Consider the following 26492-nt stretch of genomic DNA (forward strand, 5'->3'; position numbering starts at 1 on the left):
ACCCGCCAGCCCTTCCCGGGCATGGCACGGTTTCCGCTCTGTAAAGTTCGCCGCCCCCGCGCCGCGGCATTGAACTCGACGGCGCGTGCCCGCTCCATCTTTGGCTTCCGTCACTTCTGCCTGTCCATGCCCGTCCACTTTGCCTCCCGTTCCGCCCCGCTCCTCACGGCCCTGTGCATCGCCGCCGCCCTCGTGGGGTGCTCGCGCACCAACGTGGAGTCCCCCGGCACGGCCAAGGCGACCCCTGAAAAAGAAGTCGGCATCGTCACGCTGAAGTCCGAGGTGCTCGCCCTGAGCACCGAGCTGCCCGGGCGCACCGCCGCCCCGGTCATCGCCGAGATCCGCCCGCAGGTCGGCGGCATCCTCAAGGAGCGGCTCTTCACCGAAGGCTCGCAGGTCAAGGCCGGCCAGGTGCTCTACCAGCTCGACCCGGCCTCGCTGCAGGCAGCCCATGCGAGCGCGCAGGCCAGCGTGCGCAAGGCCGAGTCAGCCCTGGCCACGGCCCGCACCGTGGCCAAGCGCAATGCCGAGCTGGTGAAGATCGACGCTATCAGCCGCCAGGTGTTCGACGAGACCCAGGCCGCCGAACAACAGGCCGAGGCCGACCTCGGCGTGGCGCGCGCGGCCGAGCAGACCGCGCGCATCCAGCTGGGCTACACGCGCATCACCTCGCCGATCACCGGCTGGGCCGAGCTCTCCACCGTCACGCCCGGTGCGCTGGTCACGGCCAACCAGGCGGCCGCCATGACCACCGTGCAGCAGCTCGATCCGATCCATGTGCACGTCACGCAGTCGAGCAGCGAGCTCTTGCGCCTGAAGCGCGAGCTGGCCAGTGGCCGGCTGCAGCGCGCCAGCGAGGCCGAGGCGCGCATCCAGCTGCTGCTGGAAGACGGCAGCCCCTACCCGCACGCCGGACGCCTCACCTTCAGCGGCGTGACGGTCGATGCCGGCACCGGCAGCGTCACGCTGCGCGCCGTGGTGCCCAACCCCGACAAGCTGCTGATGCCCGGCATGTACGTGCGCGCCGTCTTGCAAGAGGGCGTGAACGACGCCGCGCTGCTGGTGCCGCAGCAGGCCGTCACGCGCGCGCCCGACGGCAGCGCCTCCACGCTGGTGATCGACGCCGACAACAAGGTCGAGAAGCGGCCCATCCGCATCGGCCGCGCCATCGGCACGCGCTGGCAGGTCATCGACGGCCTGGCCACGGGCGACCGCGTGCTCATGGAAGGCTCGCAGCGCGTGAAGGTGGGCGACAAGGTGCGCACGGTCGACCTGGGCGCCCGCCCCGCCGGCGCTGCCGTCGCGAGCGCCAAGCCCGACGCCGCTTCCGCCACCCTCGCGCGCTGAGGCCACCCCATGGCCCAGTTCTTCATCGACCGCCCCATCTTCGCGTGGGTGCTTTCCATCGTCGTCATGCTCGCCGGCCTGATGGCCATCCGCACGCTGCCGCTCGAGCAGTACCCCGACATCGCGCCGCCGCGCGTGTCCATCGGCGCCACCTACACCGGCGCCTCGGCCAAGACGGTCGAAGACTCCGTCACCCAGGTCATCGAACAGCAGATGAAGGGGCTGGACAACCTGCTGTACATGCAGTCGACCAGCAACTCGTCGGGGCAGGCGCGGCTGTCGCTCACCTTCGACGCGGGCACCAACATCGATGTGGCCCAGATGCAGGTGCAGAACAAGCTGCAGCAGGCCATGTCGCGCCTGCCGCAGCAGGTGCAAAGCCGCGGCGTCACCGTCACCAAGGGCGGCAACGACTTCCTCATGATCGTCTCGATGTTCTCCGGCGACGGCAGTGCCTCGGCGGTGGACGTGGGCGACTACATCAGCAGCAACCTGGTCGACGTCATCAGCCGCATCGACGGCGTGGGCGAAGTGCAGACGCTGGGCACCGGCTACGCCATGCGCCTGTGGCTCGACCCCGACAAGCTGCGCAAGTACGCGCTCATGCCCTCGGACGTGGGCAGCGCCATCACCGCGCAGAACGCACAGGTCTCGGCCGGCCAGCTCGGCGCGCTGCCGGCCGGTGCGCAGCAGCAGCTCAACGCCACCATCACCGCGCGCAGCAAGCTGAAGACGGTCGAAGAGTTCGAGAACGTGGTGCTGCGTGCCACGCCCGACGGCGCCGTGGTGCGCCTGAGAGACGTGGCCCGTGTCGAGCTGGGCGCCGAGAACCTCACAGTGCGCTCGGTGCTCGGCGGCCGTCCGGGCGCCGGCATGGGCATCGTGCTGGCCGACGGCGCCAACGCCGTGCAGGTGGCCGAGGCCGTGAAGGCCAAGGTCGACGAACTGCAGCCGCTCTTTCCCAACCAGATGCAGACCTTCGTGAGCTACGACACCACTCCCTTCGTGAGCGCGTCGATCGACGAGGTGGTGAAGGCGCTGGCCGAGGCCATGGTGCTGGTCGTGCTGGTGATGTACATCTTTCTGCAGAACTTCCGCGCCACGCTGATCCCGGCCATTGCCGTGCCGGTGGTGCTGCTGGGCACCTTCGGCGTGCTCTCGATGGCCGGCTACTCGATCAACACGCTCACCATGTTCGGCATGGTGCTGGCCATCGGCCTCTTGGTGGACGACGCCATCGTGGTGGTGGAGAACGTCGAGCGCGTGATGCACGAGGAAGGGCTGTCGCCCAAGGAGGCCACGCGCAAGTCGATGGCCGAGATCACGCCCGCGCTCGTCGGCATTGCGCTGGTGCTGTCGGCGGTGTTCATCCCGATGGCCTTCTTCGGTGGCTCGACCGGCGTGATCTACCGCCAGTTCTCGATCACCATCGTCTCGGCCATGGCGCTGTCGGTGTTCGTGGCGCTCACGCTCACGCCGGCGCTGTGCGCCACGCTGCTGAAGCCCGTTGCCAAGGGCGGCCATGCCGCGCCGCGCAAGGGCGTGCTGGGCGCGGTCGACCGCTTCTTCGCGGGCTTCAACCGCAACTTCGACAAGGGCGCCGACCGCTACCAGGGCGTGGTCGGCGGCATCATGCGGCGCGGCAAGCGCAGCCTCGTGGTGTACCTGCTGATCGCGGCCGTGATGGCGCTGCTGTTCATGCGGCTGCCCACCTCCTTCCTGCCGGATGAAGACCAGGCCTTCCTGCAGGTGCAGGTGACGCTGCCACCGGGCGCGTCCGACGCGCGCCTGCAGCCGGTGGTCACGCAGATGCAGAACTACTTCACGAAGCAGCCCGAAGTGGTCAGCGTGAACGTCATCACCGGGCAGAACGGCGACCAGAGTTCGGCACGCGCCTTCGTGAAGCTGAAAGACTGGGCCGAGCGCGAAGGCGCCGGCCAGTCGGCCGCCGAACTCGCGCGGCGCGCCAACAAAGAGCTGTCGACCGTTCGCGACGCGCGCATCTTCGTGCTGCTGCCACCGGCGGTGCGCGGTCTCGGCGCCAACGCAGGCTTCAACTTTCATCTGAAGGACATCAACGGCCTGGGCCACGACGCGCTCGTGAAGGCGCGCGACCAACTCATCGACCTGCTCTCCAAACGCCCCGAAGTCGCGAACGTGCGCAGCAACAACCTGGACGACACGCCGCAGTTCGCGGTGGACATCGACGACGCGCGCGCCGGTGCATCGAGCCTGGCCACGGCCGACATCGACAGCACGCTGTCGAGCGCCATGGGCGGCACCTACATCAACGACTTTCTGGACAACGGCCGCGTCAAGCGCGTGTACATGCAGGGCGACACCGCCTTCCGCATGCTGCCCACCGACATCGACCGCTGGAGCGTGCGCAACAGCCTGGGCCAGATGGTGCCGTTCCCGGCGTTCTCCAGCTCGCGCTGGACGTATGGCTCCCCGCAGCTGCAGCGCTACAACGGCAGCCCGAGCTACGAGTTCGTGGGCGACGCCGCACCCGGCGTGAGCTCGGGCGTCGCGATGGCCGCCGTCGACGAAGTGATGAAGCAGATGCCCGCCGGCATCGGCTACGAATGGACCGGCGCCTCGTTCCAGGAGCGCCTGTCGGGCGCGCAGGCGCCGCTGCTCTATGCCATCTCGATCCTGTTCGTGTTCCTGTGCCTCGCGGCCTTGTACGAAAGCTGGTCGGTGCCGTTCTCGGTGATCCTCGTGGTGCCGCTGGGCATCGTGGGCGCACTGCTGTTCACCAGCCTGCGCGGCCTGAGCAACGACGTCTACTTCCAGGTCGGCCTGCTGACCACCGTGGGGCTGTCGTCGAAGAACGCGATCCTGATCGTCGAGTTCGCCAAGCAGCTGCAGGAGCAGGGCAAAGGCGTGATCGAGGCGACCCTGGAAGCCGTGCGGCTGCGGCTGCGCCCCATCCTCATGACCTCGCTGGCCTTCGGCTTCGGCGTGCTGCCGCTGGCCATCGGCACGGGCGCGGGCGCGGGTGGCCGCCAGTCGATCGGCACGGCCGTGCTGGGCGGCATGGTGGTCGGCACGGCGCTGGGCATCTTCTTCGTGCCGCTGTTCTTCGCGTTGATTCGCGGCTGGCTGGAAGGCCGACGCAAGCCGGCTGCCGCGCCGGATGCGGTGCCCACGGAACAGGGAGCGCACTGATGAATCGCATCACCCTGCCCCGCCTTCCCCTGCGCGCGCTGGCCTGCGCCGCCCTGGCCTCTGTCGTGCTCGCGGGCTGCGTCAACCTCGCGCCCGCGTATGAAACACCCGCCTCGCCAGTGCCATCGGTCCTGCCCTCGGCCGGCGTCACCGCGACCACGCCACTCGATATCGGCTGGCGCGATTTCTTCGTCGACAAGCAGCTGCAGGGCGTGATCGAACTCGCGCTCGCCAACAATCGCGACCTGCGCGTGGCCGCGCTCAACATCGAGCGTGCGCGCGCCCAGTACGGCATCGCGCGCGCCGACCTGTTCCCCACCGTCAACGCCGGCGCGACCGGCACGCGCTCGCGCACGCCGGGCAGCCTGTCGACCAGCGGCGAGTCGCGCATCGCCTCGCAGTACAGCGCCAACCTTGGCATGACGGCCTACGAGCTCGACCTGTTCGGGCGCGTGCGCAACCTCGGCGACTCGGCGCTGCAGAGCTACTTCCAGACCGAGGAAACGCAGCGCAGCACGCAGATCAGCCTGGTCGCGTCGGTCGCCACGGCGTGGCTGCAGCTGGCCGCCGACGAGCAGCGCCTGCAGCTCGCACGCAGCACGCTCGAGAGCCAGCGCAAATCATTCGAGCTGGTGCAGCGCAGCCATGCGCTCGGCGCGCAGTCGGGCCTGGCGCTGGCGCAATCGCAAAGCACCGTCGATGCCGCGCGCGCCGACGCCGCGGCCTTCGACAGCCAGGTCGAGCAGGACCGCAACGCGCTCGCGCTGCTGGTTGGCACCACGCCGCCGCCCGAACTGCTGCCGACCGCCGCGACGACCGCGGACGTGGCGCAACTGCTCGTGCCGCCGGCCGGCCTGTCATCGAGCGTGCTGCAACAGCGGCCCGACGTGCGCGCCGCCGAGCATGCGCTGCGTGCGAGCAACGCCGACATCGGCGCGGCACGCGCGGCCTTCTTCCCGCGCATCGCACTCACGGCCTCGGCCGGCACCGCGAGCAGCACGCTCTCGGGCCTGTTCACCAGCGGCAGCAAGGCCTGGAGCTTCGCGCCGTCGATCAGCGTGCCGATCTTCGACGGCGGCGCCAACCGCGCCACCCTGCAGGTCGCGCAGGCGCAGCAGAAGATCCAGATCGCCACTTATGAGAAGGCCGTGCAGACCGCCTTCCGCGAAGTGGCCGACGCGCTGGCCGAACGCCGCACGCTGGCCGAGCGCCTCGACGCGCAGCGCTCGCTGCGCAGCGCCACCTCGCGCAGCTTCGAGCTCTCGCAGGCACTCTTCAAGAGCGGCGCCGCCAACTACCTCGACGTGCTGGACGCGCAACGCAGCGACTACGCGGCGCAGCAGACGCTCATCGGTTTGCAGCTCACGGAGCAGACGAACCGGTTGGCGATCTACAAGGCGCTGGGGGGTGGGTGGAGCGAGGCGTCCGGGGCTGCACCACAGCCCTCGCAAGGCGACTGACGCGCCACCGCCCTACGCCCCCGCCACCGCATACGGCGTGAACCTGCTTTCGTTCTCGTTCACATCCAGCGCCCGCCCGATGAACGGGAACGCCCGCTGCGGGCAGGCCACGCGCTCGCACACCTTGCAGCCCATGCCGATGGGCGTGGGCACGTCGGGGTCCTTCAGGTCGAGGCCCTTGGCGTAGACCAGGCGCGGGGCATGGCGGATGTCGCAGCCCAAGCCGATCGAGAAGGTCTTGCTCGGTGAACCGAAGCCGCGCTGGCCGTGCGACACGGTGCGCGCAATCCACAGGTAGGCGCGGCCGTCGGGCATGCGCGCCAGCTGCGGCAGCACGCGCCCGGGCTGCGCAAAGGCCTCGTACACGTTCCACAGCGGGCAGGTGCCGCCGGTCTTCGAGAAATGGAAGTGCGTGGCCGACTGCCGCTTGGAGATGTTGCCCGCCCGGTCCACGCGGATGAAGAAGAAGGGCACGCCCGACGCGCCTGGTCGCTGCATGCTGCTCAGGCGGTGGCAGACCGTTTCGAAGCCGACGCCGAACTGGCGTGCGAGCAAGTCGATGTCGTAGCGCAGCGCCTCGGCCGCCTGCAGGAACGGGCCATAGGGCAACAACACGGCCGCCGCGAAGTAGTTGGCCAGCCCGATGCGCGCGAGCGCGTGGGCCGGGGCGTCACCGAAATCGGCCTGCAGCACCAGCGATTCGATGAGCGCGGCCTGCTCGAGCAGCGCCAGCTGCGTGGCCAGCTGAAAGGCCTGCTGGCCCGGTTCCAGGCCCGCCGACAAACGCAGCACGCGGCTGGCCGGGTCGTAGCGGCGCTGGCTGTCGAGCGCGCCCGCGGCTTCGTCGTCCGGCACCACGCGCACGCCGTGTACCTTGAGAAGCCTCTGCTGGAGCCATTCGGCGAGCGGTCCACCGTGCGCGCGGGCTTCCGCCGCGAGCGATTCGGCGGCCGTGTCGAGCGGATCGAAATGGTTCTGGTGCGCAAAGAAGAAATCGCGCACCACCTCGAAGGGCATCGGCCGGCTGCGCGAGATGTCGCCGCGTCCGTCGCCGAGTTCGGCGGCCATGAGTTCCAGCCGCTCCTGCGCCTCCTGGTGGCGGCGGTGCAAGGCGAGCAGCGCGCGCGCCACGGCCGGCATCTGCGACGCCACCTCGCGCAGCTCGGGCAGTGCCACGGCCTCGCCGCCGGGGTTGTCGGCCAGCGCCTCGCGCATGCTGGCCACGAGCCGCGCCTCTTCGTCGTCGGAGAACTGCTGCACATCGACGCCGAGCGTCTTGCTGATGCGCAGCAGCACGGCCACGGTGAGCGGGCGCTGGTTCTGCTCGATCTGGTTCAGGTAGCTCGGCGACAGGCCGAGCATCTGCGCCAGCGCCACCTGCGTCAGGCCGCGTTCGGCGCGCAGCGTGCGCAGGCGCACGCCCATGAAGGTCTTGCTCATCGGGTCACCTCGTGGGTCTCTGTGATCTTCGCAATATTTGCAAAATCAGTCGTTTTCATTCGCAATGATTCGCCAATTCAGTCCTTCATTATGGGCGCTCGATTGCGTAAATTGCGAAGCATGACCCACCGATCTGCCGCCATCGAACTGACCGACATCGTGTTCCCCGCGCACGCCAACCACTACGGCACGCTGTTCGGCGGCAACGCCCTGCTGCTGATGTCGAAGGCCGCGTTCCTCGCCGCGCGCACCTTCGCCAAGTCCGACGTGGTCATGGCCAGCCTGGGCGACGCGCAGTTTCTGGCGCCCGTGCCGGTCGGCCACGTGCTGCGCCTGCGGGCCTGGGTGACGCGCGCCGGGCGCAGCTCGCTCACGGTCTGCGTCACGGGCGCGGCCGAGCCGCCCGACGGCGGGCCCCGCCCCTCCCTGAAGGGCCTGTTCGAGATGGTGGCCGTCGATGGCCGCGGCCGTCCGGCGCGCCTGCGCCACGCCTACCTGCACCCCGTGCCTACTGACAAGGAACCCGCATGAACGACATCGCCACCCCCACCGGCTTCAAGCCCAAGAAATCCGTCGCCCTGTCGGGCGTGACCGCCGGCAACACGGCGCTGTGCACCGTGGGCCGCACGGGCAACGACCTGCACTACCGCGGCTACGACATCCTGGACATCGCCGAGGTCTGCGAGTTCGAAGAAATCGCGCACCTGCTGGTGCACGGCAAGCTGCCCACGTCCGCCGAGCTGCGCGCCTACAAGGCCAAGCTCAAGGCCATGCGCGGCCTGCCCGCGAGCCTGAAGGAAGCGCTGGAGCAACTGCCCGCCAGTGCGCACCCGATGGACGTGATGCGCACGGGCGTCTCGTCGCTAGGCTGCCTGCTGCCCGAGAAGGAAGACCACAACCTGCCCGGCGCGCGCGACATCGCCGACCGCCTGATGGCCTCGCTCGGCTCGATGCTGCTGTACTGGTACCACTGGTCGACGCAGGGCCGGCGCATCGAGGTCGAGACCGACGACGACTCGATCGGCGCGCACTTCCTGCACTTGCTGCACGGCCGCAAGCCCAGCCCGCAGTGGGAGCGCGCGATGCACACCTCGCTCAACCTCTACGCCGAGCACGAGTTCAACGCCTCGACCTTCACGGCGCGCGTGGTCGCGGGCACGGGCTCCGATGTGTACTCGGCCATCACCGGCGCCATCGGCGCGCTGCGCGGCCCCAAGCACGGCGGCGCCAACGAGGTGGCCTTCGAGATCCAGAAGCGCTACGACGCACCCGACGAGGCCGAGGCCGACATCCGCCGCCGCGTCGCCGCCAAGGAAGTCGTGATCGGCTTCGGCCACCCGGTCTACACCGTGAGCGATCCGCGCAACGTGGTCATCAAGGGCGTGGCGCGCACGCTGTCGCAGGAGGCCGGCTCGACCAAGATGTTCGACATCGCCGAGCGGCTTGAAGCGGTGATGTGGGACGTGAAGCAGATGTTCCCCAACCTCGACTGGTTCAGCGCGGTGAGCTATCACATGATGGGCGTGCCCACGGCCATGTTCACGCCGCTGTTCGTCATTGCGCGCACATCAGGCTGGGCGGCGCACATCATCGAGCAGCGCATCGACAACAAGATCATCCGGCCGAGCGCCAACTACACGGGTCCCGAAGACCTGAAGTTCGCGCCGATCCAGGATCGGAAGTAAAAACACCCGAAGAAGAAAAAGCACCCGTGCCTGCGTGCGGGTGCCGAGCGACAAGCGCCCCATGAACACCGACTACCGCAAGAACCTTCCCGGCACCGCACTGGATTACTTCGATGCGCGCGAAGCCGTCGAAGCCATCCAGGCCGGCGCCTGGGCCACGATGCCCTACACCGCGCGCGTGCATGCCGAAAACCTCGTGCGCCGCTGCGACCCGGCGATCCTCGTGCAGAGCCTCACGCAACTCGCCCTGCGCCGGCGCGAACATGACTTTCCGTGGTTCCCCGCGCGCGTGGTCTGCCACGACATCCTCGGCCAGACCGCGCTGGTCGACCTGGCCGGCCTGCGCGATGCCATCGCCGAACAGGGCGGCGACCCCTCGCAGGTGAATCCCGTGGTGCCTGTGCAGCTCATCGTCGACCACTCGCTGGCGGTGGAGTGCGGCGGCTTCGACCCCGATGCCTTCGCGAAGAACCGCGCCATCGAGGACCGGCGCAACGAAGACCGCTTTCACTTCATCGAATGGACGAAGCGGGCCTTCCGCAACATGGAGGTGATCCCGCCGGGGAACGGGATCATGCATCAGATCAACCTGGAGCGGATGTCACCCGTCGTGCATGCGCAGGACGGCGTGGCCTACCCCGACACGCTGGTCGGCACCGACAGCCACACGCCGCACGTCGATGCGCTGGGCGTGGTCGCCATCGGCGTGGGCGGGCTCGAGGCCGAGAACGTGATGCTCGGCCGTGCCTCGTGGATGCGGCTGCCCGACATCGTCGGCGTGCGCCTCGCGGGCCGGCCGCAGCCGGGCATCACGGCCACCGACGTCGTGCTCGCGCTCACCGAGTTCCTGCGCGCGGCAAAGGTCGTGGGCGCGTACCTCGAGTTCCACGGCGAAGGCGCGGCCACCCTCACGCTGGGCGACCGAGCGACCATCTCCAACATGGCGCCGGAGTACGGTGCCACCGCCGCGATGTTCGCCATCGACACGCAGACGCTCGACTACCTGCGCCTCACGGGCCGCGCCGACGAACAGGTGCGGCTTGTCGAAATCTATGCCAAGCAGGCCGGCCTGTGGGCCGACACGCTGAGCGACGTCGAATACGAGCGCGTGCTGCACTTCGACCTCTCGAGCGTCGTGCGCAACATGGCCGGCCCGTCGAACCCGCATGCGCGCGTGGCCACGGCCGACCTCGCGGCGCGCGGCATCGCCGCCCCGTGGGACGACGTGCCCGGCCAGATGCCCGACGGCGCGGTGATCATCGCGGCCATCACCAGCTGCACCAACACCAGCAACCCGCGCAACGTGATCGCCGCGGGCCTGCTCGCGCGCAATGCCAACCGCGTGGGGCTGACGCGCAAGCCGTGGGTCAAGACCTCGCTGGCGCCGGGCTCGAAAGCGGTCACGCTGTACCTGGAAGATGCGGGCCTGATGGGCGAGCTGGAACAGCTCGGCTTCGGCGTGGTGGCCTATGCCTGCACCTCGTGCAACGGCATGTCGGGCGCACTCGATCCGGCGATCCAGCAGGAGATCGTGGAGCGCGACCTTTACGCCACCGCCGTGCTCTCGGGCAACCGCAACTTCGACGGGCGCATCCACCCGTATGCGAAGCAGGCCTTCCTGGCCTCGCCGCCGCTGGTGGTGGCCTACGCGATTGCGGGCACCGTGCGCTTCGACATCGAGAAGGACGTGCTCACCGTCGTCGACGGCAAGGAGATTCGCCTCAAGGACCTCTGGCCGACCGACGAAGAGATCGACGCCATCGTGAAGGCCAGCGTGAAGCCCGCGCACTTCCGTCAGGTCTACGAGCCGATGTTCGCGATCCAGCCCGACACGGGCGAGAAGGTGGCGCCGCTGTACGACTGGCGCCCCGCCTCCACCTACATCCGCCGTCCGCCGTACTGGGAAGGCGCACTGGCCGGCGAACGCACGCTCAAGGGCATGCGACCGCTGGCGATCCTGCCGGACAACATCACGACCGACCACCTGTCGCCGTCGAACGCGATCCTGCTCGACAGCGCGGCCGGCCAGTACCTGCACCGCATGGGCCTGCCCGAGGAAGACTTCAACTCCTACGCCACCCACCGCGGCGACCACCTCACGGCGCAGCGCGCCACTTTTGCCAACCCCACGCTGAAGAACGAGATGGTGCGCAAGGCCGACGGCACGGTGCGCGCCGGTTCGCTGGCGCGCGTGGAGCCCGAGGGCGAGGTGATGCGCATGTGGGAAGCCATCGAAACCTACATGCTGCGCAAGCAGCCGCTGATCATCGTGGCCGGCGCCGACTACGGCCAGGGCTCGTCGCGCGACTGGGCCGCCAAGGGCGTGCGGCTGGCCGGCGTCGAAGCCATTGCGGCCGAGGGCTTCGAGCGCATCCACCGCACCAACCTGATCGGCATGGGCGTGCTGCCGCTCGAATTCAAGCCGGGCACGAGCCGCCTCACACTGGGCCTGGACGGCACCGAGACTTACGATGTGACCGGCGAGCGCACCCCGCGCGCCGACCTCACGCTGGTCGTGCACCGTCGCAATGGCGAACGGCTCGACGTGCCCATGACCTGCCGCCTCGACACCGCCGAAGAGGTCTCCATCTACCAAGCCGGCGGGGTGCTGCAGCGCTTCGCACAAGACTTCCTCGCCGCCACGAAAGCCGACTGACGATGCCGCACATTCCGCAGATCAAGATTGCCGCCACCTACATGCGCGGTGGCACCAGCAAGGGCGTGTTCTTCCGCCTGCAGGACCTGCCCGCGGCCGCGCAGGTGCCTGGCCCCGCGCGCGATGCGCTGCTGCTGCGCGTGATCGGCAGCCCCGACCCCTACGGCAAGCAGATCGACGGCATGGGCGCCGCGACGTCGAGCACGAGCAAGACCGTCATCCTCTCGAAGAGCGAACGGCCCGGGCACGACGTGGACTACCTGTTCGGCCAGGTGTCGATCGACCGCCCCTTCGTCGACTGGAGCGGCAACTGCGGCAACCTCTCGTCGGCCGTCGGGCCGTTCGCGATCAGCAACGGCCTCATCGATGCGGCACGCGTACCACGCGATGGCGTGGCGGTCGTGCGCATCTGGCAGGCCAACATCGGCAAGACCATCGTCGCGCACGTGCCGATCAGCGGCGGTGCGGTGCAGGAGACCGGCGACTTCGAACTCGACGGCGTGACCTTTCCCGCGGCCGAGGTGCAGCTCGAATTCATGGACCCCGCCGCCGAAGAAGACGGTGCGGGCGGTGCGATGTTCCCGACCGGCAACCTCGTCGACGACCTGCACGTGCCCGGCATCGGCACGCTGCAGGCCACGATGATCAACGCCGGCATCCCCACCGTCTTCGTGAACGCCGACGCCCTCGGCTACACCGGCACCGAGCTGCAGGACGCGATCAATGGCGATGCCGCTGCGCTGGCCCGCTTCGAGGCCATCCGCGCACACGGCGCACTGCGAATGGGCCTCATCCGCACGCTCGACGAAGCGGCCAGCCGCCAGCACACACCCAAGGTCGCCTTCGTGGCCAAGCCGGCGGGCTACATCGCATCGAGCGGCAAGGCCGTTGCGGCCAGCGACATCGACCTGCTCGTGCGCGCGCTGTCGATGGGCAAGCTGCACCACGCCATGATGGGCACGGCGGCCGTGGCCATCGGCACGGCCGCCGCCATTCCCGGCACGCTGGTGAACCTCGCGGCCGGCGGCGGCGCGCGCGAGGCGGTGCGCTTCGGCCACCCCTCGGGCACCTTGCGCGTGGGCGCGCAGGCGCACCAGGTCGAGGGCGAATGGCGCGTGACCAAGGCCGTCATGAGCCGCAGCGCGCGTGTCCTCATGGAAGGCTGGGTCCGTGTGCCCGGCGACACCCTTTGAGCTTTCAGATCCATTCACAGGAAATTCCGATGTCGACTCGCAAGACCCTCCGTTCCCTGGCCGAGGCCCGCCGCGGCGTGCTGGTGCCGGGCGCCTTCAACGCGCTGTCGGCGCGCGTCATCGAAGACCTGGGCTTCGAGGCCATTTACGTCACCGGTGCGGGCGTCACCAACATGTGGTTCGGCCTGCCCGACCAGGGCTTCATGGGCCTGCACGAGATCGCCGACCACACGGCACGCATCCGCGACGCCGTGAACCTGCCGCTGATCGTCGATGCCGACACCGGTTTCGGCAACGCACTGAACGTGCGCCACACGGTGCGCGTGCTGGAGCGCGCGGGCGCCGACTGTATCCAGTTCGAGGACCAGGTCGCGCCCAAGCGCTGCGGCCACTTCGCGGGCAAGGACGTGATCTCGACCGAAGAAGCCGTCAACAAGATCAAGGCCGCCGTCGATGCGCGCACCGACCCCGACCTGCTCATCATGGCCCGCACCGACGCGGCGGCGACGCTGGGCTTCGAGGCCGCGATCGAGCGCGCGCAAAAGTTCAGCGAGGCCGGCGCCGACATCCTGTTCGTCGAAGCCGTTACTACAGCGGACGAGATCCGCGCGCTGCCGCAGCGTCTGCACAAGCCGCAACTCATGAACATGGTGATCGGCGGCAAGACACCGATCTTCGGTGCCGAGGAACTCGGCGGCCTCGGCTACGGCATCGTGCTGTACGCCAACGCCGCGCTGCAGGGCGCGCTGGCCGGCATGCAGAAGGCGCTCACGGTGCTGCGCGACACGAAGCGCATGGACGAAGACCCGTCGCTGGTCGCGCCCTTCGCTGAAAGACAGCGGCTGGTGCGCAAGCCCGAGCTCGATGCGCTCGACGCGCGCTACGCCAGTTGAGTTTTTCTACAACGCGTCCTTGAGCTTCGCACGCAGCCGGCTCACCGCCTGGCCGTGCAGCTGGCACACGCGCGACTGGCTCACCTCGAGCACCGCGCCGATCTCGCGCAGGTTCAGCTCTTCCTCGTAGTAGAGCTTGAGCAGCAGCTGGTCGCGCTCAGGCAGCTCGCCAATCGCGTCGACCAACTGGTGGCGAAAGCCGCTCTCCAGCAGGCGCGCCAGCGGGTCGTCGAACTGGCCGCGTCCCTTGCGCGCATCTTGCGCATGCAGGTCGAGAAAGGGGTTGTCTGGGTCACCCTTGGCGAAGTCTTCCACGTACAGCAGCTGGCTTCCCTGGATGTCCTGCAGCATCGACTGGTAGGTCTCCAGGTCGACCTTCAGCGCCTTCGCGATCTCGCCTTCGGTGGGCGCGCGACCCAGCTGGTGGCCCAGCGCCTGGATCGCTTTCTCGATGCCGCGCGCCGACTGGCGCAGCCCGCGCGAACCCCAGTCGCTGGCGCGCAGCTCGTCGAGCATGGCGCCGCGGATGCGCTGGCTGACGAAGGTCTCGAACTGCGCGCCGCGGTGGTCCTGGTAGCGGCTCGACGCATCGAGCAGGCCGAGCATGCCGGCCTGAATCAGGTCGTCCAGCTCCACGCTGGCCGGCAGTCGCGCCATCATCTGCAGCGCGATGCGGCGCACCAGCGGCTGGTGTTGCTCCAGCAGATGCGATTTCTCGATGGTGCCCTGCGCGGTGTACACGGCCGTCCGTCCTCGTCGTCGTGTCTCAGGCGGCGAGCGCCTGCGGGAACACGGCCGGCCGCGCGGGCGTGCGCCACGGCCAGCGGCCCATGTCGTCGGCGATGGCGCGGAAATCGACCGCTGCGGCGCTGGCCGGAAAAGCCTCGACCACGGTCTGGCGCAGCCGCGCCGCATCAGCGAGCCAAGGGTCGGTGCGCACCCAGCCCACGGGCAACAGCGACAGCGCGAGATAGCGGCTGGCCGCCTGCGCGAGGTTGTGCATGACCTGCTGCGCAGTCCCCACATCGGCCACACCGTTGAGCAGAAAGCGCAGCTGCTTCAGCGCATGCGCGCGGTGCAGGCGCTTGAGGCCCGCGTAGGCCGAGGTGATGGCTGCCGGGTGCGGCTGCAGCACGAGCAGCAGTTCGTCGGCGGCTTCCGCCAGCGGCGACAGGCGGCCTTCGTCGTCGAAGGCCGCATCGATGAGGACGATGCCGCGCGGCCACAGCGTGCGCGGGTCGACGATCGCGCCGGGTGATGCGGGCAGCACCTGTACGCCGCACACCGCGCTGGCGGCGGCCTGATCGATGCGCAACCGCCGACTCGCCACATCGGCCAGCGTTCCGCGTGGACCCAGCGCCCACACATCGCACACCGAGCGCAGCTTCGGATGCTGCTCGTCGAGCAACAGCACGTCCTTGCCCTGCTGCGCCAGCGCCGCGCCGAGGCTCATCGCAGCCGTGGTCGCGCCTGCGCCGGGGCCCATGCCCGCCACCGCGATGACGCGCACCGGCGCCTGCCCAAGCAGCCGCCGCAGCCCGTCCGCCTGGTCCGTGACGCGTGCGTTCATGGCGTTCAGCCCTGGCGTTCCAGCGCGCGCGGCGCTTGAGCGGGCCCGGCCGATTCGGTGCCCAGCGCATCGAGCAGCAGGAACAGCTTGCCCACGCCGGCGTACAGCGCGCCGCCCGTCATGGCACGGCCGGCGCGCGTGGCGCGGCCCGTGAGTTGGCCCAGCAGCAGGCGCGTGCGGTCGGCCCATTCGCCCTCGGCCTGCAGCAGGCGCCACACGGTGGTCGTGACCTGGCCGGCGACGAGCAGGCGCTTCATCATGTGCGGATCGCCGGGCTCGCCCATGCCGCCCACGAGCTGCACGCCGTCGCGCAGCAGGCGGAAGCACGGCTCGGCGTCAGCGGCCCAGCCCTGCCATTGCGCGAGCTGCGGTGCGCCGACCTCGGCACCGAGGTTGGTGAGCACGCAGGCCTGCGACAGCAGCTTGCGGCTGCGCGCATCGACCACGCGCACAGCCACGCAGCGCAGCGCGGGCATGGCATCGCGGTCGATGGCGCCGCGCGGCAACACCTCGACTTGCGCTTCGCATTGCAGCGCGGCCTTGCCGCGATAGCGCACAGGTCGCTCGGTCGTGTCGTCGAACGCGAAAGCCAGGCGCGCGAGCGTGGTCGCGGCGCCAGTGCGCACGTCGGTCACGGCCGTGGTGCCCGGCGCGCGCGCCAGCCACTGCGTGCCTTCGGCCTGCCACGCCAGCATCTGTTCAACAGCGGGCGGCTTGCCCAGCACATGCACCAATCGTTTGCCGAAATCCTGTTGCTGTAGCCACTGCGCCTGACGCGATCCCGGCTGTGCCGACTGGCGCGCCGCAGCCGTCGAAAGCCACTGGTTCGGCGCGGCCAGCGGCAGGCCGCTGCGGTCCGACAGCAGCAGGCTGCCGTGGCACACGTAGGCATCGCCGCTGTCGGTCGCGCGCTGGCCTACCTGTCCGGCCAGCGCGAGCACGTGGGTGTCGCAACCCACAGCCACTTCGCCGCGCGCGAACGCCGATAGGTCGTTCAGCACGGCCTTGGCATCGATGGCCTCGTCACCGGCCTGACGCCAAAGCGTGCGCGCACCGTCGAAGCCGATGTGTGCTCCAGCCAGCGCGCCGGCCGTCGTCGCCAGTTCCTGCGCGTCGTGCGCCATCGCACGGATCAGGCTCTGGTAGCGCAGACGCAGACGATCGGTCTCACCCTGCACCTGCACCGAAGGCGCGGCCTCGTCCGCCAGATCAGCTTCCGCCGGCACGAACAACGGGCTGTGCTGGCGCGGCTGGAACACGCTGTCCACCAGCTGCACGCGGTCGGCGCGCAGCAGGTTCTCGGGCACCTTCTGGCCGCCCGAGATGTAGTGCACCGGCAGGCGGTGGCGGATCACGGTGTCGATCAGCGCGCCCGGATGCGTGGCCTCGTCGACCTTGGTGAAGATGCAACCCGCCAGCGCATGGCCCTGGCGGTAGGCGTGCACCACCTCGTTGAGCGTGTCGCCGTGGCTCGTGGCGTTGAGCAGCAGCAGCCGCTTCACCGGCCGCTGGCTGCTGCCGAGCATGGCGATCTGTTCGGGCACGGCGCGGTCGCGCTGGCTCATGCCGACGGTGTCGATGAGCACCATGTGGCGGTCGCGCAGGTCGTGCAGCACCAACTGCAGGTCGGCCGCGTCCTTCACGGCATGCACCGGCACGTTGAGGATCTGGCCGTAGATGCGCAGCTGCTCGTAGGCGCCGATGCGGTAGCTGTCGGTGGTGACCAGCGCGAGCTTGTCGGCGCCGAAGCGCATCACGCAGCGTGCAGCCAGCTTGGCGGTGGTGGTGGTCTTGCCGACGCCGGTCGGGCCCATCAATGCATAGACGCCGCCCTGCGCGAACAGCGCGTCTTCGTCTTCATGCACCGGCACCGCGCGCACGAGTTCGGAGCGCACGAAGGCCATGCCGTCGGCGTAGCTCTGACCCGTGGGCAGCTTCTCGAGCATGGCCTTCGACAGGCGCGCGCTGAAGCCGGCGCCGAGCAGCGTGCGCAGCAGGCGACCGCGCACCGGGTCGCGGCGCTGGCTGTCGCTCCAGACCACGCTGGCGAGCTGTTCCTCGATCATGCCGCGCATCGAATGGAGTTCGCTGAGCACGGTGGGATCGGCGGATGCGGTCGCGACAGGCGCAACTGCGGGTACGGCGGGCACCGCGGCCTGCACCGTCTCCTGCACATCGCCCTCGGCCATGGCGACGATCTCGACGCCTTGTGCCGTGGCGCGGTGCGTGAGCACGATGGCCTCGGCACCGAGGGATTCGCGCACCAGGCGCAGGGCCTCGCGGCCGGTGGCCGCGACGAATTTGCGTGCGGTGGTGCGCACATCGCGCGCGTCAGTCTGTGGATTCAAACGGCTCGTCCTCCAATGGCGGCGGTGATCTTGATGGTCCGGGCGTCAGGAATCTCGGCGTGCGAGAGCACCTTCAGCTGCGGCAGGCTGCGCCGCAGGAAGCGCGACAGCAGCACGCGCAGCGCGTGCTGCACGACCAGCACCGGCGCCAGCCCCATCTGCTCCTGGCGCACGATGGCGGCCTGCGCCTGCTTGAGCAGGTTGTCGGCAATGCCCGGCTCGATGCCGCTGCTGTTGTTCAGGGCCTGCTGCAGCACGCTGTCGAGCGAGCCGTCCAGGCCGATCACCTGCATCTCTTCTTCGCCCGGGAACAGCTGCTGCGTGATGGCGCGGCCCAGCGCCAGGCGCGTGAGCGTGGTGAGCTCGGTCGGGTCTTTCACCGTGGGCGCGTGCTCGGCCATCACGTCGAGGATGGTGCGCATGTCGCGGATCGGCACCTCTTCGTCGAGCAGGTTCTGCAGCACCTTGTGCAGCGTGCTCAGCGACAGCACCTTGGGCACCAGGTCTTCGGTGAGCTTGGGCGCGGTCTTGGCGATCTGGTCGAGCAGCTGCTGCACTTCCTGGCGGCCCAGCAGCTCGGCCGCGTGGGTGTGGATCAGGTGGTTCAGGTGCGTGGCCATCACGGTGCAGGCATCGACCACGGTGTAGCCGTACACCTGCGCCTGTTGGCGCAGATTGGCGTCGATCCAGGTGGCCTCCAGGCCGAAGGCCGGGTCGCGCGTGGGCGTGCCGGTCAGCGTGCCCGTCACCTGGCCGGGGTTGATCGCCATCCACTGGTTGGGGAAGGCTTCGCCGCGGCCGATCTCCACGTCCTTCAGGCTGATGACGTAGGCGTTGGGCTTGATCTCCAGGTTGTCGCGGATGTGGACCACCGGCACCAGGAAACCCAGCTCCTGCGCGATCTTCTTGCGGATGCTCTTGATGCGGCCCAGCAGCTCGCCCTGCTGCGACTGATCCACCAGCGGGATCAGCCGGTAGCCGACCTGCATGCCCAGCGGGTCGACCATCGCCACGTCGTCCCAGGTGGCTTCGGCCTGCTCGGCCGCGGCGGGCACGCCCGCCGCACCTTGCGCCGCTGCAGCGGCCTGCTTCGCCGCCTCCTGCGGCTTGCGCTGCACCAGTCGCCGACCGAGCCACACCAGGCCACCCGCGATCAGCAGGAAGGCCAGGTTCGGCATGCCGGGGATCATGCCCAGCAGGCCGACGATGCCGGCCGTGAGAAACAGAACCTGCGGGTTGGAAAAGAGCTGGCCCGTGAGCTGGCTGCCCACGTCTTCGTCGGTGGTCACGCGCGACACGATCACGCCGGCCGCGGTGGAGATCACCAGCGCCGGAATCTGCGCCACCAGGCCGTCGCCGATGGCCAGCAGCGTGTAGGTCTTGCCGGCCGTGGAAAAGTCGAGCCCATGCTGCACCATGCCGACCACCAGGCCGCCGATGATGTTGATGACCATGATGAGCAGGCCCGCGATGGCGTCGCCGCGCACGAACTTGCTGGCGCCGTCCATCGAGCCGTAGAAGTCGGCCTCTTGCGCCACTTCGGCGCGGCGCTTGCGGGCGACCTCTTCGCCGATGAGGCCGGCGTTGAGGTCGGCGTCGATCGCCATCTGCTTGCCCGGCATCGCGTCGAGCATGAAGCGCGCGCCCACCTCGGCGATGCGGCCCGCGCCCTTGGTGATCACCATGAAGTTGATGAGCACGAGGATGATGAACACCATCACGCCCACCGCGAAGTTGCCGCCCACGAGGAAGTGGCCAAAGGCCTCGATCACCTTGCCGGCCGCATCGGGCCCCGTGTGGCCATGCATCAGCACCACGCGCGTCGATGCCACGTTGAGCGAGAGGCGCAGCAGCGTCGAGAACAGCAGCACGGCAGGGAAAGCCGCGAAGTCGAGCGCCTTCATGGTGTACATGCTCACCAGCAGCACCATCACCGACAGCGCGATGTTGAAGGTGAACAGCAGGTCGAGCAGGAACGGCGGCAGCGGCAGCACCATCATGCTCAGAATGAGGATGATGAGGATCGGGCCCGCGAGGCCCTTCACGTGCGAGCCGGAGAACATCCGCGCCGGCAGGCGCATCAGGTCGTTCAACGCGGTCAATGAATTACCTCCGTGCTTCGCACTGCGGTGCGAGCTTGCTTGGGGCGGCCCGGCGCGGCGCTCATGCGGCGTCCGGCGAGTACTGCAGATCGGCCGGCACCGGCAGGTCCGTCGGCGTGCGCGGCGCCTCACCGCCCTCGCTGGTCCAGCGCTTGAGCTGGTACACCCACGCCAGCACCTCGGCCACGGCCGTGTACAGGCCCGCCGGAATCTCTTCGCCCAGCTTCGTGTGCCGGTAGAGCGCGCGCGTGAGCGGCGGCGCTTCGAGGATCGCGACCTTGTGTTCCTTCGCCAGTTCGCGGATGCGCGCGGCCACCAGCTCGGTGCCCTTGGCGACCACGCGCGGTGCGCGCATGTCGCTGTCCAGGTACTGCAGCGCAACGGCGAAGTGCATCGGGTTCGTGAGCACGATGTCGGCCTTGGGCACCTCGGTCATCATGCGGCGGCGTGCCATCTGCTGTTGTTGGCGGCGGATCTGCGCCTTGATGTGCGGATCGCCTTCGCTTTCCTTGTGCTCCTGGCGCACGTCTTCGCGCGACATGCGCAGCTTGCGGTAGTAGTTCCAGAGCTGGAACGGCACGTCGACGAGCGCGACGAGGAAGAGCGTGGCAGCAATCAGTGCGCAGTGCTTGGCCACCAACACGAGCGCATGCGGCAGCGCCTCGTGCGCGGGCTGCGACATGAGCGCCATCACGGCCTCGATGTCGTCCACGATGACCCACCACGCCACGCCGCCGATCAGCGCCGACTTGGCGAGCGCCTTCACGAGTTCGGCCAGCGCCTGCGCCGAGAACATGCGGCCGATGCCGGCCAGAGGATTGAGTTTTCCGAAGTTCGGTGCGACGGCCTTGCCGGAGAACATCCAGCCGCCGAGCATCAGCGGCGCGGCCACCGCGGCCACGACCATCATGGCGAACAGCGGCCCGATGGCGAAGAGCGCCTGCATCACCATGCGCCCGCTCTGCGAAAGCATGTGCGCGGGGTCGAAGGCGCTGGCGCGGTCGAACTGCAGGCCGTGGCGCAGCGCGCCGCTCATGCTCGCGCCGAGCGGCTCCGCGGCGAACCACAGCCCGGCGCTCGCGGTGGCGAGCATGACGAAGGTGGTGAGCTCGCGCGAACGGGCCACATTGCCTTCCTCGCGCGCCTTCTCCAGGCGCCGCTCGGAGGCGGGTTCCGTTTTCTCGAGATCGCTTTCCTCAGCCATTCATGCTCCGAACCAGCACTGGCGAAGTACGCCTTGCCCAGACCCAAATTATTGAATCCGGTGGTTCGGAACAATCGCCCGATCAGGGCCGGTATCGCCCTGCAATTCGGCCAATCAAGCGGCTCAGAACCCGAGGCTTTCGAGCAGGTCGTCGACCTGCGACTGGTCGGTCACGGCATCGGGGTTGCCGGCCTTCACCTGCGGCCCGTTCTGCAGGCTCTGCGCCGCTTCGTGGCGCTTCTCGGGCGGCGAGTTGTCGATGAGCACCTGCAGCAGCTGCGTCTCGACGTCGTTGACGACTTCCATCATCTTCTTGATGACCTGGCCGGTGAGGTCCTGGAAGTCCTGCGCCATCAGGATCTCCATGAGCTGCGTGTTGATGGCGCTCGCGCGCTGCGGCACGTCGCTCAGGTAGCCGCGCGTGTCGAGCACGAGCTCGCGCGCGTGGTCGAGTTCGATGGGGTTCTCGAACCACTGGTCCCAACGCTGCGTCAGGGCCTTGGCATCGGTCGCCAATGCCTCTTGCAACGGCTGGGCAACGTCGATGGCGTTGAGCGCGCGATGCGCCGCGCGCTCGGTGGTGGCCGCCACGTAGTTCAGACGGTCGCGCGCATCGGGGATGGCCTGCGCGGCCTTGGCCACCTGCTTGTCCAGGCCCAGCTCGCGCAGGCCTTCGCGCAGCTGGCGCGTGAGGTGGCCGATGCGACCGAGCAGTTCTTCGGTGGTGTTGGCGGGTTCCGGGGCGTTGTCGTTCATGTCAGTTGTCCATTGCGTTGTGCGCTGCTGTTGTTCTTTCAGGGTGCGTGCACAGGCCACCGGGTACTTCCCTCCGCGAATGTCCCCCGGGCTTCGCCCTCCTCCTTGATTTCGCTGCGGGAAGCACCCAGTGCCCTGAGCACGGGACACGCTGCGGGTGCTCGCCGATCAACGACTGCACTGCCCAACGCTCACGTCGATGGGGTGCCTTGCGCAGCGAAATCAAGGAGGAGGGGCGAAGCCCCGGGGGACATTCGCGGAGCAAGGTACCCCGTCGGCGGGAGCGTCGCCCTGAACCAGAGCGCACGCACACCCAAGCCACATCAAGCCGCCTCTTTGGCCAGCTTCTCGAAGATCTTCGTGATCTTCTCTTCCAGCGTCGCCGCGGTGAAAGGCTTCACCACGTAGCCGTTAGCGCCCGCTTGCGCAGCCGCGACGATGTTTTCCTTCTTGGCTTCGGCCGTGACCATCAGCACCGGCAGCTTCTTCAGCTCGGGGTCCGCGCGGATGGTCTGCAGCATGGTCAGGCCGTCCATGTTCGGCATGTTCCAGTCGGACACCACGAAGCCGAAGTTGCCGCCGCGCAGCTTCTCCAGGCCGGCCACGCCGTCCTCGGCCTCGTCGACGTTGAGGAACTCCAGCTCCTTCAGCAGGTTGCGCACGATGCGCCGCATGGTCGGGAAGTCATCCACAACCAGAATCTTGATGCTCTTATCGATCACGATGTTTCCAACTCCACAGGTCGTTATTCAAACTCGTCAAACCCGGTTCGCGCGTTCACCGAACGTGCGAAGGTGCGCCATCACGCGGCGGCTGATTTCGTTCAGGGGCGACACCTCGTCCACCGCGCCCAGCGCCACCGCCTCGCGCGGCATGCCGAAGACCACGCAGCTGGCTTCGTCCTGCGCCAGCGTGTGCGCGCCCGCGCGCCGCATGCGCAGCAGGCCCTCGGCCCCGTCCTTGCCCATGCCGGTGAGGATGATTCCGATGGCGTTCTTGCCCGCATGCTTGGCGGCCGAATCGAACAGCACGTCGATCGACGGCCGGTGGCGGTTCACGGGCGGCTCCTGGTCCAGGTGCGCCACGTAGTTCGCGCCGCTGCGTGCCAGCGACAGGTGAAAGCCGCCCGGCGCGATGTAGGCATGGCCCGGCAGCACGCGCTCGCCCTGCTCCGCCTCCTTGACGCGGATGCGGCACAGGCCGTCCAGCCGCTGCGCGAAGGAGCGCGTGAAGCCGGCCGGCATGTGCTGCGCGATGAGCACCGCGGGCGCATCGGGCGGCAGCGGCTGCAGCACCTCGCGGATGGCCTCGGTGCCGCCGGTGGAGGCGCCGATGATGAGCAGCTTCTCGGTGCTCAGCAGCGGGCTGCGCAGCAGCGCCTCGGGCGCGGCCTCGTGGGCGGGGCGCGCTGCGGTGGCCGCGGGCCGGGTGGGCAGCAGCCGCGCGCTGGCCGCCGTTCGGATCTTGCCGGCGATGAGTTCGGTGTAGTTGAGCAGGCCGTCGCGCACGCCCAGGCGCGGCTTGGTCACGAAGTCGATGGCGCCCAGCTCCAGCGCGCGCAGCGCGATCTCCGAGCCGCGCTCGGTGAGCGACGACACCATGACCACGGGCATCGGCCGCAGGCGCATGAGCTTCTCGAGAAACTCCAGGCCGTCCATGCGCGGCATTTCCACGTCGAGCGTGAGCACGTCGGGGTTCGTGACCTTGATGAGGTCGCGCGCCACCAGCGGGTCGGCCGCCGTGCCGACGACGGTCATGTCGGGCTGGCTGTTGATGATCTCGCTCATCACGCTGCGGATCAGCGCCGAATCGTCGACGCAGAGCACCTTGATCTTCTTCTTGCTTGTCAGGCTCACCGGCTTCCTTTGGTTCTGTCGATCTCGTGCGGCAGGCCGGGCGCCGACAGCCGGCGCAGCAGCTCGCCTTCGTCGTGGCGCACCCGCAGCACCTCGGTCTGCGCGCGCAGGCGGCGCACCACGGCCTTGCCGCTCTCGGGCAAAAAGCACACGCGGCGTGCGTGCGGTCCGCGCAGGTCTTGTGCCGCGACCTCGATGCGTTCCGCCTCCAGATAGCGCAGCACGAAGTCGGCGTTGCGGTCGCCGATGTTGAGCGTGGTCATGCCGGCCAGCACGGCGCCGCCGCCGAACACCTTGGCCTGCAATCGCTCGCGCCGCGCACCCGCGCGCACCAGCTCGCGCACCAGCACGTCCATGGCGTAGGCGCCGTAGCGCATCGAGCCCACGCCGGGCTCGCCGTCGTCGGGCAGCATGAAGTGGTTCATGCCGGCCACGCCCGCCTGCGCGTCGTGCAGGCAGGCGGCCACGCACGAGCCGAGCACGGTGCTCAGCACGGTGTGGTCGGTGGTCACGTAGTACTCGGAAGGCAGCAGCTTGACGGCCATGCGCCCGACATCGCGGTCGAAGTAGTGGTGGCTCGCCAGGCTCATGCCATGCCCGGCGTGCGCGACAGCTCGTACACCGTCTGCCCCAGCGGGCGGAAGGCCGGGTTGACGAGCGACGCGTTCTCGGAGTGCCCGGCGAACAGCAGGCCGCCCGGCTTGAGCAGCGGCGCGAAGCGGTCGAGCACCTTCTTCTGCGTCGGCTTGTCGAAATAGATCATCACGTTGCGGCAGAAGATCGCGTCCACCGGCTCCTTCACCGACCAGGCGCCGTCCAGCAGGTTCACGCGCGAGAACTTCACCAGCGCAGCGACCTCGGGGCGCACGCGCACCTTGCCCGCGTTGGTGCCGGTGCCCTTGTTGAAGAAGCGCCGCAGCCGCTCGGGCGACAGCCGCCGCACCTGCTCGGTGGTGAAGACGCCGGTGGCGGCCTTGGCCAGCACGGCCGTGTCGATGTCGCTCGCGATGACGCGGGCCGAGCCGGCGCGGTCGCCCAGCGCTTCCATCAGCGTGATGGCGATCGAGTACGGCTCTTCGCCCGTCGAGGCGGCGGCGCACCAGACGGTGATCGGGGCGGTCATCTTGCGCACGTGCGCGCCGAGCGTGGGAAAGTGATGCGCCTCGCGAAAGAACGAGGTGAGGTTGGTGGTGAGCGCGTTGATGAACAGCTGCCACTCGTCGCCGTCGTGGCGCGCCTCGAGCTGGTCCAGGTACGACGCGAACGCGGGCACCTGCAGCTCGCGCAGGCGCCGCGACAGCCGGCTGTACACCATCTGCCGCTTCTGCTCGCCCAGGGCGATGCCGGCGCGGCGATGGATGAGGGTCCGGATTCTGGAGAAGTCGTGGTCGGTAAAAAGGAACTCGGTCGTCACAGCCAGCCTGGAAGCGTGACTTTCAATGGTCACAGCAACCGCCGTTTCCAATCGGTCGATCAGACGCGCAAAAGCCCTGCATTTCCGGAGGTCAGGCAGGCGGCGCGGTCACGGCGGGGCCGGCGTCGAGCGCCCACACCAGCGCCGACAGCTGCGCGGCGTTGACCTGCGCGGCACTCAAAAAGAGCGCCTCCGACAGCCGGGCCGCGCGGCCGTCGTCGGTCTCGCAGCTTTCGGCCAGCGCCACGAAGGGGCCGTAGACGCCGCTGCGCGAAAGAATCGCCTGCTGCACCGCCTCGGTGAGCTGCACCTTGCGCAGCACGCCTTCCATCGGCACGCCCAGCAGCTGGTCGAGCAGCGAGAACATGCCCGCGACGAACAGGTTGTCGGCCTCGCTCGGCGGCAGCATGCCCTGCCCCATCAGCTCGACAAAACGCCCGCGCAGGATGGCCTTCTTCATCATGAAGGGCGAGCTGACCTTGTTGCTGGTGGCCAGCAACAGCGACAGCCAGCGGTACAGCGGCGAGTAGCCGAGCATGGCGACCGCATGGCGCAGCGAGTGGATCTCGACCGCCAGCCCGACCGAGGGCGAGTTGATGTAGCGCAGCAGCCGGTAGGTGAGCGCGGCGTCGTGCTTGAGCGCGCCCTCGATGGCGCGCACGTCTTCGTTGCGCAGGATCATCTGCATCAGATGCACGATGAGCTGCGACTCGGGCTGCAATGCGTCGGCGCTGTCGCGCGTCGGGGGCAGGCGCACGGCGCCGTCGACGAACACCTGCACGCCGCGTGCGGCGCAGGCCTCGAACTCGGCCCAGTTCGCCACGCGCGCGGCGATGGGCGCAGGGCCCGCGGGCGACACATCCGCAAGCTGGGCGGGCGCCACCTCGCGGTGCGTGACGATGGCGCGCAGTTCCTCGTCGTCCGGCAGCGCAGCGCCGCCGCACAGCATGAAGCCGAAGCCCTGCTCGCGCAGGAACAGCAGGATGGAGCGCATGTCGGCATCCATCAGCTCGTCGGCCTTCATGCACAGCACGACGTTGCGCGGCGGCAGCGACTGCAGCTCGCTCTGGAACAGCGCATCGACCGTGACGTCGACGAACACCATCTGCCCGCCCAGCAGCCAGCCGTGGCCGCCCGGGTTCAGGTGCAGGCCCAGCGTGTCCATGAGCGCCTTGACGCCGGCCGCCGCGCCGGCGTCGGTGCCCTGCCCGGCTGCGCGCCAGGCCATGCGGTAGCCGACCACGCGGCGCTTGCCGTCGAGCAGCATGGCGTAGGCCACGTGGCCGTCGGCCCCGACTGCGGGTGGAATGGCGAGAGCTGCTTCAGCGGGCACGCCGTTGCCGTCGACGCCAGGGCGCCGGAAGAAATCGAACCTCATGCGGCCGTCCGTCGAATAA

The 26492-nt window shown here is 68.9% G+C and carries 20 protein-coding genes; 8 read left to right on the forward strand and 12 right to left on the reverse strand.

All coding sequences use genetic code 11. From position 1 onward, the window contains the following. Positions 1-126: 126 nt before the first annotated feature. Genes IG196_RS22925 through IG196_RS22935 form a run of 3 tightly spaced genes read left to right on the forward strand, consistent with a single transcriptional unit; the run spans position 127 to position 5978 of the window. Entirely contained in the window at positions 127-1347 is a 1221-nt protein-coding gene (locus IG196_RS22925) for an efflux RND transporter periplasmic adaptor subunit (protein ID WP_192193142.1), read from the forward strand. Positions 1348-1356: 9 nt separating this feature from the next. After that, on the forward strand, positions 1357-4518 hold the full coding sequence (locus IG196_RS22930) for an efflux RND transporter permease subunit (RefSeq protein WP_192193143.1): 3162 nt from the start codon (positions 1357-1359) through the stop codon (positions 4516-4518). Beyond that, positions 4518-5978 carry an efflux transporter outer membrane subunit gene (locus IG196_RS22935; protein ID WP_192193144.1) on the forward strand — a complete coding sequence of 487 codons (1461 nt, stop codon included), beginning with the start codon at positions 4518-4520 and terminating at the stop codon, positions 5976-5978. The genes IG196_RS22930 and IG196_RS22935 overlap by 1 nt, the downstream gene beginning before the upstream one ends. 12 nt (positions 5979-5990) lie before the next feature. Here IG196_RS22935 and IG196_RS22940 read toward each other — a convergent pair whose 3' ends face one another. Continuing rightward, positions 5991-7418 carry a short-chain fatty acyl-CoA regulator family protein gene (locus tag IG196_RS22940; RefSeq protein WP_192193145.1) on the reverse strand — a complete coding sequence of 476 codons (1428 nt, stop codon included), beginning with the start codon at positions 7416-7418 and terminating at the stop codon, positions 5991-5993. Positions 7419-7538: 120 nt separating this feature from the next. On the opposite strand from IG196_RS22940, the gene IG196_RS22945 reads away from it, so the two are divergent. From IG196_RS22945 to IG196_RS22965, 5 genes are all read left to right on the forward strand, one after another. Beyond that, positions 7539-7949: an acyl-CoA thioesterase gene (locus tag IG196_RS22945; RefSeq protein ID WP_192193146.1), complete on the forward strand. Its 411-nt coding sequence runs from the start codon at positions 7539-7541 to the stop codon at positions 7947-7949. Further along, a complete protein-coding gene (gene prpC / locus IG196_RS22950) occupies positions 7946-9103 on the forward strand; it encodes a 2-methylcitrate synthase (RefSeq protein WP_192193147.1) in 1158 nt (385 codons plus the stop codon). Before IG196_RS22945 ends, prpC begins: the two co-directional genes overlap by 4 nt. Positions 9104-9164: 61 nt before the next feature. Then, positions 9165-11759: a Fe/S-dependent 2-methylisocitrate dehydratase AcnD gene (acnD, locus tag IG196_RS22955; protein ID WP_192193148.1), complete on the forward strand. Its 2595-nt coding sequence runs from the start codon at positions 9165-9167 to the stop codon at positions 11757-11759. 2 nt (positions 11760-11761) lie between these two features. Beyond that, entirely contained in the window at positions 11762-12952 is a 1191-nt protein-coding gene (prpF, locus tag IG196_RS22960; RefSeq protein ID WP_192193149.1) for a 2-methylaconitate cis-trans isomerase PrpF, read from the forward strand. 29 nt (positions 12953-12981) lie between these two features. Further along, positions 12982-13845: an isocitrate lyase/PEP mutase family protein gene (locus IG196_RS22965; RefSeq protein WP_192193150.1), complete on the forward strand. Its 864-nt coding sequence runs from the start codon at positions 12982-12984 to the stop codon at positions 13843-13845. Between the two features lie 6 nt (positions 13846-13851). Here the strand turns inward: IG196_RS22965 and IG196_RS22970 are convergent, their stop codons facing one another. From IG196_RS22970 to IG196_RS23020, 11 genes are all read right to left on the reverse strand, one after another. Then, positions 13852-14586, reverse strand: coding sequence for an RNA polymerase sigma factor FliA (locus IG196_RS22970; protein ID WP_192193151.1), 735 nt, complete (start codon positions 14584-14586; stop codon positions 13852-13854). 25 nt (positions 14587-14611) lie between these two features. Next, positions 14612-15415: a MinD/ParA family protein gene (locus IG196_RS22975; protein ID WP_192193152.1), complete on the reverse strand. Its 804-nt coding sequence runs from the start codon at positions 15413-15415 to the stop codon at positions 14612-14614. 5 nt (positions 15416-15420) lie between these two features. Next, positions 15421-17763, reverse strand: a complete 2343-nt coding sequence (flhF, locus tag IG196_RS22980) for a flagellar biosynthesis protein FlhF (protein WP_192193153.1) — start codon at positions 17761-17763, stop codon at positions 15421-15423. Then, positions 17760-19865, reverse strand: a complete 2106-nt coding sequence (flhA, locus tag IG196_RS22985) for a flagellar biosynthesis protein FlhA (RefSeq protein ID WP_192193154.1) — start codon at positions 19863-19865, stop codon at positions 17760-17762. The genes flhF and flhA overlap by 4 nt, the downstream gene beginning before the upstream one ends. Positions 19866-19926: 61 nt before the next feature. Beyond that, positions 19927-21069: a flagellar biosynthesis protein FlhB gene (flhB, locus tag IG196_RS22990; protein WP_192193155.1), complete on the reverse strand. Its 1143-nt coding sequence runs from the start codon at positions 21067-21069 to the stop codon at positions 19927-19929. Positions 21070-21192: 123 nt separating this feature from the next. Next, positions 21193-21825 carry a protein phosphatase CheZ gene (gene cheZ / locus IG196_RS22995; RefSeq protein WP_192193156.1) on the reverse strand — a complete coding sequence of 211 codons (633 nt, stop codon included), beginning with the start codon at positions 21823-21825 and terminating at the stop codon, positions 21193-21195. 323 nt (positions 21826-22148) lie between these two features. Then, a complete protein-coding gene (cheY, locus tag IG196_RS23000) occupies positions 22149-22544 on the reverse strand; it encodes a chemotaxis response regulator CheY (RefSeq protein ID WP_180288722.1) in 396 nt (131 codons plus the stop codon). A gap of 39 nt (positions 22545-22583) precedes the next feature. Beyond that, positions 22584-23675, reverse strand: coding sequence for a protein-glutamate methylesterase/protein-glutamine glutaminase (locus tag IG196_RS23005; RefSeq protein WP_192197120.1), 1092 nt, complete (start codon positions 23673-23675; stop codon positions 22584-22586). 2 nt (positions 23676-23677) lie between these two features. Then, positions 23678-24271, reverse strand: coding sequence for a chemoreceptor glutamine deamidase CheD (cheD, locus tag IG196_RS23010; protein ID WP_192193157.1), 594 nt, complete (start codon positions 24269-24271; stop codon positions 23678-23680). Next, complete coding sequence (locus tag IG196_RS23015; RefSeq protein ID WP_192193158.1) at positions 24268-25095, reverse strand: CheR family methyltransferase; 828 nt, start codon at positions 25093-25095, stop codon at positions 24268-24270. The genes cheD and IG196_RS23015 overlap by 4 nt, the downstream gene beginning before the upstream one ends. Before the next feature lie 91 nt (positions 25096-25186). Next, the gene (locus IG196_RS23020; RefSeq protein ID WP_192193159.1) at positions 25187-26473 is read right to left on the reverse strand and encodes an EAL and HDOD domain-containing protein; all 1287 of its coding nucleotides are present in this window, start codon (positions 26471-26473) and stop codon (positions 25187-25189) included. Positions 26474-26492: the final 19 nt, after the last annotated feature.

The organism is Variovorax sp. 38R (assembly GCF_014843395.1).
In the GTDB taxonomy this organism is placed as follows: domain Bacteria; phylum Pseudomonadota; class Gammaproteobacteria; order Burkholderiales; family Burkholderiaceae_C; genus Variovorax; species Variovorax paradoxus_H.

Bases quoted from the DNA above. Each gene is read 5' to 3' on its own strand.
- IG196_RS22925 (WP_192193142.1), top strand. From the start codon at position 127: ATGCCCGTCCACTTTGCCTCCCGTTCCGCCCCGCTCCTCACGGCCCTG.
- IG196_RS22930 (WP_192193143.1), top strand. From the start codon at position 1,357: ATGGCCCAGTTCTTCATCGACCGCCCCATCTTCGCGTGGGTGCTTTCC.
- IG196_RS22935 (WP_192193144.1), top strand. From the start codon at position 4,518: ATGAATCGCATCACCCTGCCCCGCCTTCCCCTGCGCGCGCTGGCCTGC.
- IG196_RS22940 (WP_192193145.1), bottom strand. From the start codon at position 7,418: ATGAGCAAGACCTTCATGGGCGTGCGCCTGCGCACGCTGCGCGCCGAA.
- IG196_RS22945 (WP_192193146.1), top strand. From the start codon at position 7,539: ATGACCCACCGATCTGCCGCCATCGAACTGACCGACATCGTGTTCCCC.
- prpC (WP_192193147.1), top strand. From the start codon at position 7,946: ATGAACGACATCGCCACCCCCACCGGCTTCAAGCCCAAGAAATCCGTC.
- acnD (WP_192193148.1), top strand. From the start codon at position 9,165: ATGAACACCGACTACCGCAAGAACCTTCCCGGCACCGCACTGGATTAC.
- prpF (WP_192193149.1), top strand. From the start codon at position 11,762: ATGCCGCACATTCCGCAGATCAAGATTGCCGCCACCTACATGCGCGGT.
- IG196_RS22965 (WP_192193150.1), top strand. From the start codon at position 12,982: ATGTCGACTCGCAAGACCCTCCGTTCCCTGGCCGAGGCCCGCCGCGGC.
- IG196_RS22975 (WP_192193152.1), bottom strand. From the start codon at position 15,415: ATGAACGCACGCGTCACGGACCAGGCGGACGGGCTGCGGCGGCTGCTT.
- flhB (WP_192193155.1), bottom strand. From the start codon at position 21,069: ATGGCTGAGGAAAGCGATCTCGAGAAAACGGAACCCGCCTCCGAGCGG.
- cheZ (WP_192193156.1), bottom strand. From the start codon at position 21,825: ATGAACGACAACGCCCCGGAACCCGCCAACACCACCGAAGAACTGCTC.
- cheD (WP_192193157.1), bottom strand. From the start codon at position 24,271: ATGAGCCTGGCGAGCCACCACTACTTCGACCGCGATGTCGGGCGCATG.
- IG196_RS23020 (WP_192193159.1), bottom strand. From the start codon at position 26,473: ATGAGGTTCGATTTCTTCCGGCGCCCTGGCGTCGACGGCAACGGCGTG.